Here is an 8,802-nt window from a genome sequence, read left to right as displayed (position 1 = left end):
CAGTAGATTTTCTAAACGCCCTTACGGACGCACATTTCGCTCATTTGGTCTCCCTCCCCCTATTGATATCGGTAATATGCCGCGCAAGTCCCCTCGCTCGACACCATACAGGAACCGACCGGGGTTTCGGGCATGCATGCTTTTCCAAACAACTTGCAATCGGATGGGAGACATTTTCCTTTCAAAATATCACCGCAGCGGCAGCCGCGCGCTTCCTCGTCCCGCTCCTCCACGGAGCCGTTTATCAGGCTCCACGCATCAAAGGATCTGTATTTCTCGCGCAGCCGCAGACCGGAGCCCGGGATCTGACCGAGTCCCCGCCATACGGCATCCGAAGGCTCGAATACCTCATCTATTTTTCCCCGGGCAATTGGATTGCCACCCGGTTGAACAACCATGGAATACAAGTTGGCGACAGTGGCCTTGTCGTCCCGAATTTGCTCCAGCACGTAGAGGATCGAGCCCAAAATATCCGCCGGGTCGAACCCGGTGACGGCTCCCGGAATCCCATACGCCTTGGCCAGTTCCTCGTAGAGGCCGGAACCGATCACCGCGCTGACATGGCCGGGATACAGGAATCCGTCAACCGCGACTTCAGGGTCCGAAGACAGCAGGTGCATCGCCGCCGGAATCGTTTTATTCGCCGACAGGATCATGAAATTGTCAAGCCCCTGCTGCGCGGCTTCCAGAACCGCAATGGCCGTGACCGGAACCGTCGTCTCAAATCCGACAGACAGAAAGATGACGGTCTTGTCCGGATGCTGACGGGCGATATTAAGACTGTCCAGCGGGGAATAGACCATACGGATATCTCTGCCGAGCGCCTTCTCGGTCAGCAAGCTGACGCCCTTATACGGAATCCGCATCATGTCGCCGAAAGTGGCCACGATCGTGTTCTCTCTCCTGCAGAGCTCCAAGGCCGATTTCAGGTAAAAGCTCGGAGTTACGCAGACCGGACAGCCCGGTCCCGAAATGAGCTTAACGTTCGGCGGCAGCAATTCCCGAATCCCATAACGGGAGATCGCCATCGTATGGGTGCCGCATACCTCCATAATCGAAACGGGTCTGCCATTATAGCGCCGGATGGCCTTCACCAGACCTTCCGCCAACGTTTCATTTCTGAATGGTTCCAATTCACTAATCATGGATATTCCCCGCTAGCTGACGGAGCAGCTCCAGCGTCTCCATGGCTTCCTGTTTATCGATGATCGCAATCGCGCAGCCTGCATGAACGAGCAGATAATCTCCCACGTTCACCCGGTCAACCAGGGCAATGGACACTTCCCTCCGGATACCGGTAATATCGATCACCGCCCTGTCGCCGCTTACGCTTGCTACTTCTCCGGGTATTGCCAAACACATGATTCCTGCATCCCTTCCCATGTGAGATATTTGCCCAGCGCGATTGCCGCCTGACCCAGTGAAAGCCCCCCATCATTGGCAGGCACCTTGCTGTGGAGCCATACGCGAAATCCGCTGCGTTCCAATTCGTCGACCGTAAAAGCAAGCAGCAAGCGGTTTTGAAATACACCGCCGCTGAGCGCCACCTCATTCAGACCCCGTTCGGATCGAATCCGTCCGCAGACATCCGCTACAATGGCAGCCAATGTCCGGTGAAACTCTCCGGAAATTCCGGAAACGCTCATGCCGTCCCGAATTTCGCGAACCAGTTCCCGGATTAGCGGCGCAGTGCCGATCTCAAGCATGCCTTGCACAGTCTTCACTTCGTACGGATAAATCCGTTCCGTCTCCGGGTCCGCTGCGCTTTCCAAACGGATGGCCGCCTGGCCTTCGTACTCGGCATAATGGCATACGCCGGTCAGAGACGACACGGCGTCAAACAGCCTGCCGACGCTGCTCGTGAGCGGCGTGTTGATGCGCTGCAGGATTTGGCGTGTAACGATATCCCTTTTGTACGGCTCGATTGTATTCAGCCACTCAGCCGGCAGCTCCGCTGCATCGTCATTCAGAATATAGCTCAAAGCCATCCGCCAAGGCTCCTTGACACCCGCATCCCCGCCAGGGAGCGGCACATACCCGAACCGGGCTATACGCTCAAATCCGCCATAATCCCCGGCGAAAAACTCACCGCCCCAAATATGCCCGTCTTCGCCTAGTCCCGTGCCGTCGAAAGCGACTCCGATCACCGGACCGGAAACGCCGTTCTCCGCCATGCAGGAAGCGATATGGGCGTGATGATGCTGAACGGGGATCTGGACGATGTTCTTTTGTTCGGATGCATATTGGGAGGACCGGTACCCAGGATGCATGTCGAAGGCCAATACCCCGGCCTCAGCTGCGAAAATACGCCCAAAATGCTCCGCTCCGCCAATCAGGGAATCCAGCGTTTCCAGATTATCCAGATCGCCGATATGATGGCTGACAAAGGCTTTGCGGTCCTTGACCAAACAAAACGTATTCTTTAACTCTCCCCCCAAAGCCAGAATGGGAGGATTGCCGGACTTGCGCGGCTTCCCTTCCGCCGATTGGACGACAGCGGACAAGTCAATGGGAAAAGGGACGTATCCCCGCGACCTTCGAATGACGTACTCCCGTTCCCGAAACACACTGGTTACCGTATCGTCCGTCCGCATATGAATAGGCAGTTCCCCAACCAGGTAATAGTCGGCGATTTCTTGAAGAGCGGGTATTGCCTCCTCGTCGCGGTATACAATAGGTTCGCCGGAACGGTTGCCGCTCGTCATGACCGATAGCTCCAAACCTTCCTGAGACAACAAATGCTGGAGCGGCGTATACGGCAGCATCACGCCCAGCATGTTGTTGTCAGGGGAAAGGAAATCCGCCGCCGGAAGAAGACTTCGCGCTTCATTCTTCAACGGAAGCAGAACGATTGGCCGCCGAGGGCTCGTGAGAAGCTCCCGCTCCTTCTCCGTGACGTCACAGATGCGGAGAACCGTCTCCAACGTGTCCGCCATAACGGCGAACGGCTTGCCGTCCCTGCGCTTGCGCGCCCGCAGCTCCCGTACCGCCGCCTCCTGCGTCGCATCACAAGCAAGGTGATAGCCGCCAAGGCCCTTAACCGCCACAATGGCGCCCGACTTCAACCGCTCGGCAGCACATGAGACCGGGTCAACCGTATCCACTCTTTTGCCAGAAGCGTCCAGCAGATATACCTTCGGTCCGCACTTTGGACATGACACCGGCTGAGCATGAAACCGCCGATCCATCGGGTCATGGTATTCCTTCGCACAATCCTCGCACAGCTCGAAATCCCGGATCGTTGTATGCTTCCGATCGTATGGAACCTGAACCGTAATGGTAAACCGGGGCCCGCAGTTGGTACAGTTGATGTACGGATAGCGGAACCTCCGGTTGCCGGGGTCCTTCAACTCCGCAAGACAGTCTTCACAAACGCAAATATCCGGCGAGAGGTTCACCTCGTGAGAGGCCGCGCCAACGCTCTCTTTTATGCGGAATTCCGTGTATCCGATTGGGGAGTGCAGTTCCCAGGTTAGCTCCTCGATATGAGAGAGCGGCGGGGCGGACGTTCGCAATGAAGCCAAAAATGCATCGATGTCCGGCCTGCGGCCCTCCGCCTCCAGTCTGACGCCGCTTGCGTCATTCGTGACCCACCCTCCCAGATCATGCTGATGCGCAAGCCGGTAGACAAAAGGGCGGAATCCCACTCCCTGCACAACGCCCTTCACCTTGACATCCACCCGGATGACCTCAATCAACATAGCTTCTCGCCCTCATTCCTGGATGTCATAATGAAGCCGCCTCCCTGCGTTTTTCCATCCGTATGACGACTCTCAGGCTGATCTCGTAAATAAGAATCAAAGGAACGGCCAGCAGGATCACCGAGGTGATGTCAGACGCGAGCAATCCTTCCCCGATCAATATGGAGAACACAATGGAGAACCGCGCTTTTTTCATCCAGGAGGAACGCAGGAGCCCTAGCTTCCCGAGCGCGATCAGCGGAAAAGGAAGCATAAAGACAAGACCGAAAACGACGCACAGCATCGCAATGAAGGTGAGGTATTCCTCACCCGACAAGGCCGCCTTCATATAAGAGTTACCATATGTGAGAAGTGCGCGCAACACGGAAGGAACGACCACCGCATAACTGAGAACAACACCCAAAATGAAACTGGGAACCATATAAACCACCGCTGAAAGCAGCGCTTTTCGTTCCTTGGCGGTGAGACCGGGACCGATAAAAGCAAACAGCTGGTAACCGATGAACGGGGACAGCGCGACGAGCGACGCAATAAAAGACAGCTTGACCCTAAGAACAAAAGCTCCGGTTAACGAAAAAAAAGCCAGATCCAGGTCCTCGTTCCCGGCGAATCTTTTTAGAATCTCCACAATCAGGAACGCTTTCGTATAAATGACGGCAGTCAGAATGAGGAGGGAAGCCACGGTTACAATCAATCTTCTGCGCAGCTCCGCCAAATGCTCGAGCACCGGTTGATCCGTATCTTGCCGCACACGGTTTTGATTAATCATGGGTAGTCACACGCTTCGTCCCTGGCATGCCCTTTCGCTCCAGAAGGTAAATCATCCAAATACTGATTTCGTACAGTGCCGCCACCGGTATCGATTCTGCCAGCAGCGAGAACGCATCGGGGGTTGGAGACAATATCGCCAGGATGATCACAATTCCCAGTACCGCGAATTTCCGTTTTTTCATCAGCATCTTGGAATGAACCAGCCCAATTCTCGACAGTGCAACCATCACGATCGGCAGTTCAAACACCAGGGCCACCGAGATCAAAAAGAATGCCATAAACGATACATAAGCACTCCCGGAAATCATCGGCCTCAGAACCCCTTGTCCGCTCTTGATCAGAAAGTCGACGGTGTTCGGCAAAATAAACTCGTAGGCAAATGCGATCCCCCCCGCAAACAGAACGACAGCGAACGGAATGGCCAAAAAATAAATCTTGAGACGAATGCCGCGTCCCAGCAAGGGGGCGAACATGGATACGAGCAGGCAGGCCAGAACGGGAAAAGAAGCTGCAATCCCTCCGAACATCGCCACCTTCAGCTTCGTCATCACACCGTCCACAGGCGTCATAAAGAACAGCGGCTGATCCTGAAGCGGCCGGCATAACAGTTTCAGAAGCGGGTCCGACACTGCATATACGGCCGTCGCCGCGACGATGACAATGAGCACTCCGGCTATGATGCGAACGCGGAATTTCCCCAGCCAGCGGACGGCGCTAACGATATTTTCGCTCTCCCACATCAGTATTCACCGATGAGACGATTACGACTTGACTTCATTGGTTTCTTGAGTAACGGCTGCTTGAACCGGAACAGAGGCAGCTTGAATCGGAACAGGCTCGTTAGTGGCGGTTGAAGCGGCAGCCTCGCCGGTTAACTCCTTGGACGCTTTCCGGAATTCAGAGAAGGCTTTCCCGATGGCTCCGCCCACGGAGGGAAGCTTGCCGGGACCGAACACAATTAACGCGATGACCAAAATAACAATAAGTTCGCCAAAACCAATATGAGGCATAGGTAACACTCTCCTTTTTTATACTGGATTCGAAATCGAGATCTTTTCCTTCAACCAGGAGCACAGCTCATCAATCCCCTGGCCGGTCACGCAGGAAGTTTCAATAATATTCGCTTTCGGATTGATTTCCTGTATATCCTTGTGGAATTCATCCTTGTTAAAGTTCGTATAGGGTACCAAATCGACTTTATTCAAAATGACAATTTCGGACTTTTCAAACATTCTCGGATATTTCAGCGGTTTGTCGTTTCCTTCCGTCGTGCTTAATACGGTGATGATCAGATCCTCCCCCAATTCGAAGGACGCGGGACAAATCAGGTTGCCGACATTCTCGATGATCAGCAGGTTCGTCTCATCCAAGTTCAAATGGCTTAAGGCGTTCCGGATCATCTGTCCGTCCAGGTGACACCCGCCCTCGGTGTTGATTTGCACGACCTGCACGCCGTGGGCCTCGATTCTTTCGGCATCTTTTGTCGTATAGAGGTCACCCTCGATCACCGCAATCTTCACTTCATCCTTAAGCTTCGCGATCACTTTCTCCAGAATGGAAGTTTTGCCCGATCCGGGCGAGCTCATCAGATTGATAACATACAGGCCCTTCTCGTCCATCAGCTTCTTGTTCTGCTGCGTCAGCTCGTCATTCACCTTCAAGATGTTGGTAACGACTTTAATGCTGCTCATTTAATCACCCTCCATCGTATCGATATACAGCTCATAACCTGTAAGGACCTGATTGTCCAGCCCGCCGCACGAAGGACACACGGGATGGGAATAACGGATGGGAAACGTAATGTCACAGCTCCCGCATGAGGCTGTTGCTTCCACCTGTTCGATGATAAAATCCGACCCTTCGGCAATCGTACCCTGCGATGCGTTCTGAAAAACGAATTGCATGGCATCGGGAAGGGCCCCCGACAGTTCTCCCACCTTGGCCGTGATGCGTTTGATTTTGGTTAAATGATGCTCTTCGGCTTTCGCGAGGATCAATTCCAAGGCGCTTTCTACAATAGCCGCTTCATGCAAAGTTCGTCTCCTCCTGACTTACGAAGCCCAACTCTTGCTTAAGAAGCTCAATGATGTCGGGAATCTTGCTTCTCATGAGATCCGACATTTCGAGTTCAAAGCCAATCTCCTGCGGCTCAATGCCGAATATGATGACATCTGGAGCGGCGCCGAGCATGCGGGCCATCTTGACCACATCCAAAATCTGAACATCGTGAATGGATAGATTCCCCTTCTCGTAGCCCGCAAGATCCTCCGGTCTGATCCGGTAAATCGTTCCGGGCTCCAAGCCGGCCCTGAGCGCATCGATCACAATAATTTTCCGGTACTCCAGAAAATAGCTCAGCATGGCCAGGGTGGAAGTCCCCCCATCCACCAGTTCAACCGTGGACGGGAGGTCTTCTTTCTCCAACTCGCGGATCGTATGGACGCCGATGCCGTCATCCTTCAGGAGTATGTTGCCGATTCCAATGACCGCGGTTTCCTTCATCGTTATTTGCCAAGAGGCTGGACGACAAATTTGGACATTTCCACGCCGTCTGGGGACATGACATGCACAGAACAACCGGTGCAGGGGTCAAAGGAATGCACAATGCGAAGCAGCTCCACAGGCTGCGCCGGGTCTGCCACATGGGTGCCAATCAGCGCTTTTTCCACAGGACCCGGGTTGCCGGAATCGTCCATCGGGGAAGCGTTCCAGCAGGTTGGTGTAATGATTTGGTATTTGGAAATTTTGGAGCTGGATACCGATAACCAATGGCCAATTGCGCCCCGAGGAGCTTCCGTTAATCCGGCGGCGCTGCCCGATACCGGATCGCCGATATTCGTAAAGCCGCTGGCCCCTGGTGTCAATTGATTCAGCCAAGTCTGCATATTGCTTACGAGTTTGGCCATCTCCACGTAGCGCGCCATATGCCGGTCCATAACGGATACGCCCCTGCGATAGTCGCCGCTTACCCATGCTCTGGCCAGCGGCCCCGCTTCAAAAGCCGTATTGTTGTACCGGGGGGATTTCAACCAGGTGTAAGCTCCGCTCTTTCCGTAGCTCGCCGTTGTGGTGCCGCTTGCCGGAGCTTGTCCGCTTGGAGAGGAGTAATACGAATATTTATTGTATTCCTTAATATTCGCTTCGTTGAATGTGCCGACGGTTCCGCCTGTGACAGTGCCCGCAGGGAATAACAAGCCGCCGGAAGTATTCGTGTCAAATGCGCCGAAGGTGATCAGGTTGCCGTACCCTGTGCCCACGTTGTAGTAATCGTTGTAAGCCGAAGCCAGCATGTTAACGTCAGATTGATAAGTACTGGAAATGAAGGACTGAATATCGTTCAAATAGTTTCTGAAGTTGGTGATTTCCGTTGCCGAAGGCAGGGCCGTTACACCGCCCGGAACAATATTCGCAGCATGGGGAAGCTTACCGCTGAAGATGGCCGCCATTTCGTTGGCCTTTCTGCGGATTTGCAGCGCTGAAATATAGTGATCCGTCAGCGTTTGGGTATCGGCGGCACTGAACCTTAGATCCTGCGTATAGCCTCCCGTCCATGGGCTCATCTGCGGACCTTGAATATAGTCCAGTAACGATAAATGGTAAAAATGCGTGATGCCGCTGTCCAGGAAATTCGCCCCTTGAATCAGATTCCGAAGCATCAGTCCCTGGAGATTGGGTTTAAAGCCAAGTATTTTCTCAACCGCCTTTGCAGAAGCAACAGCCTGAGGGACCGGGCATACCCCGCAAATTCGCTGAGTCAGGAAAGAAGCATCCCGTGGAGGCCGGTTCAACAGCATGTTCTCAAAATCCCGGAACAGCATTCCGGCGACGGTGGCGGAAGCAACCGCATTATTTGCGTCCAGCGTGACTTCGACCTTCAAATGTCCTTCCAGACGAGTTACTGGATCCAGTTTAATTGTACTCATTATCATTCACCCTTTCTTAGTCGCCGCTTAAACGGTAATGAGCGGATTTAGCGGGAATGCAGGTGCTGTGCAACCGATGCACGGGTAGTCCGATTGGATGCACCAGCCTTGTTGGTTGTTCCACTTGAGCGACGGGCATGGCGATTGGTTAAAGGGACCTTTGCAGCCGACAGCCTTATAGCAGCCATAGATTCCAGGCTGGGAGACCTGGGTTTGTCCTCTTCTCGGGCAAACACTATGTATGCTAGTGCCGAAATATTTACTCGGGCGGCCGTTATTGTCGAGAGAAGGTACGCCAGTCAAGATTAAATCAAGCAGCGTCTGCACCATTACCGTCGCATTCACGGGACACCCTGCCAAATTGACGACCGGGTTCGCGGTTTGGCTGCCCAGCAGCGACTTCACGG

The 8,802-nt window shown here is 53.9% G+C and carries 10 protein-coding genes and 1 pseudogene; all 11 read right to left on the bottom strand.

All coding sequences use genetic code 11. The annotated features are described in order from the left end of the window. Positions 1 to 59: 59 nt before the first annotated feature. Entirely contained in the window at positions 60 to 1,145 is a 1,086-nt protein-coding gene (hypD, locus tag L691_RS0112595) for a hydrogenase formation protein HypD (protein ID WP_025690876.1), read from the bottom strand. Then, on the bottom strand, positions 1,138 to 1,356 hold the full coding sequence (locus L691_RS0112590; RefSeq protein WP_198023031.1) for a HypC/HybG/HupF family hydrogenase formation chaperone: 219 nt from the start codon (positions 1,354 to 1,356) through the stop codon (positions 1,138 to 1,140). Before L691_RS0112590 ends, hypD begins: the two co-directional genes overlap by 8 nt. Continuing rightward, positions 1,335 to 3,701, bottom strand: coding sequence for a carbamoyltransferase HypF (hypF, locus tag L691_RS0112585; RefSeq protein ID WP_025690874.1), 2,367 nt, complete (start codon positions 3,699 to 3,701; stop codon positions 1,335 to 1,337). Before hypF ends, L691_RS0112590 begins: the two co-directional genes overlap by 22 nt. Before the next feature lie 25 nt (positions 3,702 to 3,726). Beyond that, positions 3,727 to 4,470, bottom strand: coding sequence for a twin-arginine translocase subunit TatC (gene tatC / locus L691_RS0112580; RefSeq protein WP_025690873.1), 744 nt, complete (start codon positions 4,468 to 4,470; stop codon positions 3,727 to 3,729). Then, positions 4,463 to 5,212, bottom strand: coding sequence for a twin-arginine translocase subunit TatC (gene tatC, locus L691_RS0112575; RefSeq protein ID WP_025690872.1), 750 nt, complete (start codon positions 5,210 to 5,212; stop codon positions 4,463 to 4,465). Before tatC (L691_RS0112575) ends, tatC (L691_RS0112580) begins: the two co-directional genes overlap by 8 nt. A gap of 21 nt (positions 5,213 to 5,233) precedes the next feature. Then, on the bottom strand, positions 5,234 to 5,482 hold the full coding sequence (locus L691_RS0112570) for a Sec-independent protein translocase subunit TatA/TatB (protein WP_025690871.1): 249 nt from the start codon (positions 5,480 to 5,482) through the stop codon (positions 5,234 to 5,236). An 18-nt stretch (positions 5,483 to 5,500) separates the two neighbouring features. After that, entirely contained in the window at positions 5,501 to 6,163 is a 663-nt protein-coding gene (hypB, locus tag L691_RS0112565) for a hydrogenase nickel incorporation protein HypB (RefSeq protein ID WP_025690870.1), read from the bottom strand. After that, entirely contained in the window at positions 6,164 to 6,505 is a 342-nt protein-coding gene (locus tag L691_RS0112560) for a hydrogenase maturation nickel metallochaperone HypA/HybF (protein ID WP_025690869.1), read from the bottom strand. Next, positions 6,498 to 6,974 (bottom strand): HyaD/HybD family hydrogenase maturation endopeptidase, encoded by a 477-nt coding sequence (locus tag L691_RS0112555; RefSeq protein WP_025690868.1) that lies wholly within the window; start codon positions 6,972 to 6,974, stop codon positions 6,498 to 6,500. Before L691_RS0112555 ends, L691_RS0112560 begins: the two co-directional genes overlap by 8 nt. A 2-nt stretch (positions 6,975 to 6,976) precedes the next feature. After that, positions 6,977 to 8,395: a nickel-dependent hydrogenase large subunit gene (locus L691_RS0112550; protein ID WP_025690867.1), complete on the bottom strand. Its 1,419-nt coding sequence runs from the start codon at positions 8,393 to 8,395 to the stop codon at positions 6,977 to 6,979. Between the two features lie 27 nt (positions 8,396 to 8,422). Continuing rightward, positions 8,423 to 8,802: pseudogene (locus tag L691_RS31330) on the bottom strand (hypothetical protein); the annotation flags it as partial.

It is taken from the genome of Paenibacillus zanthoxyli JH29, assembly GCF_000520715.1.
GTDB lineage: Bacteria > Bacillota > Bacilli > Paenibacillales > Paenibacillaceae > Paenibacillus_AQ > Paenibacillus_AQ zanthoxyli.
This window is presented reverse-complemented; position numbering and strand designations above follow the sequence as displayed.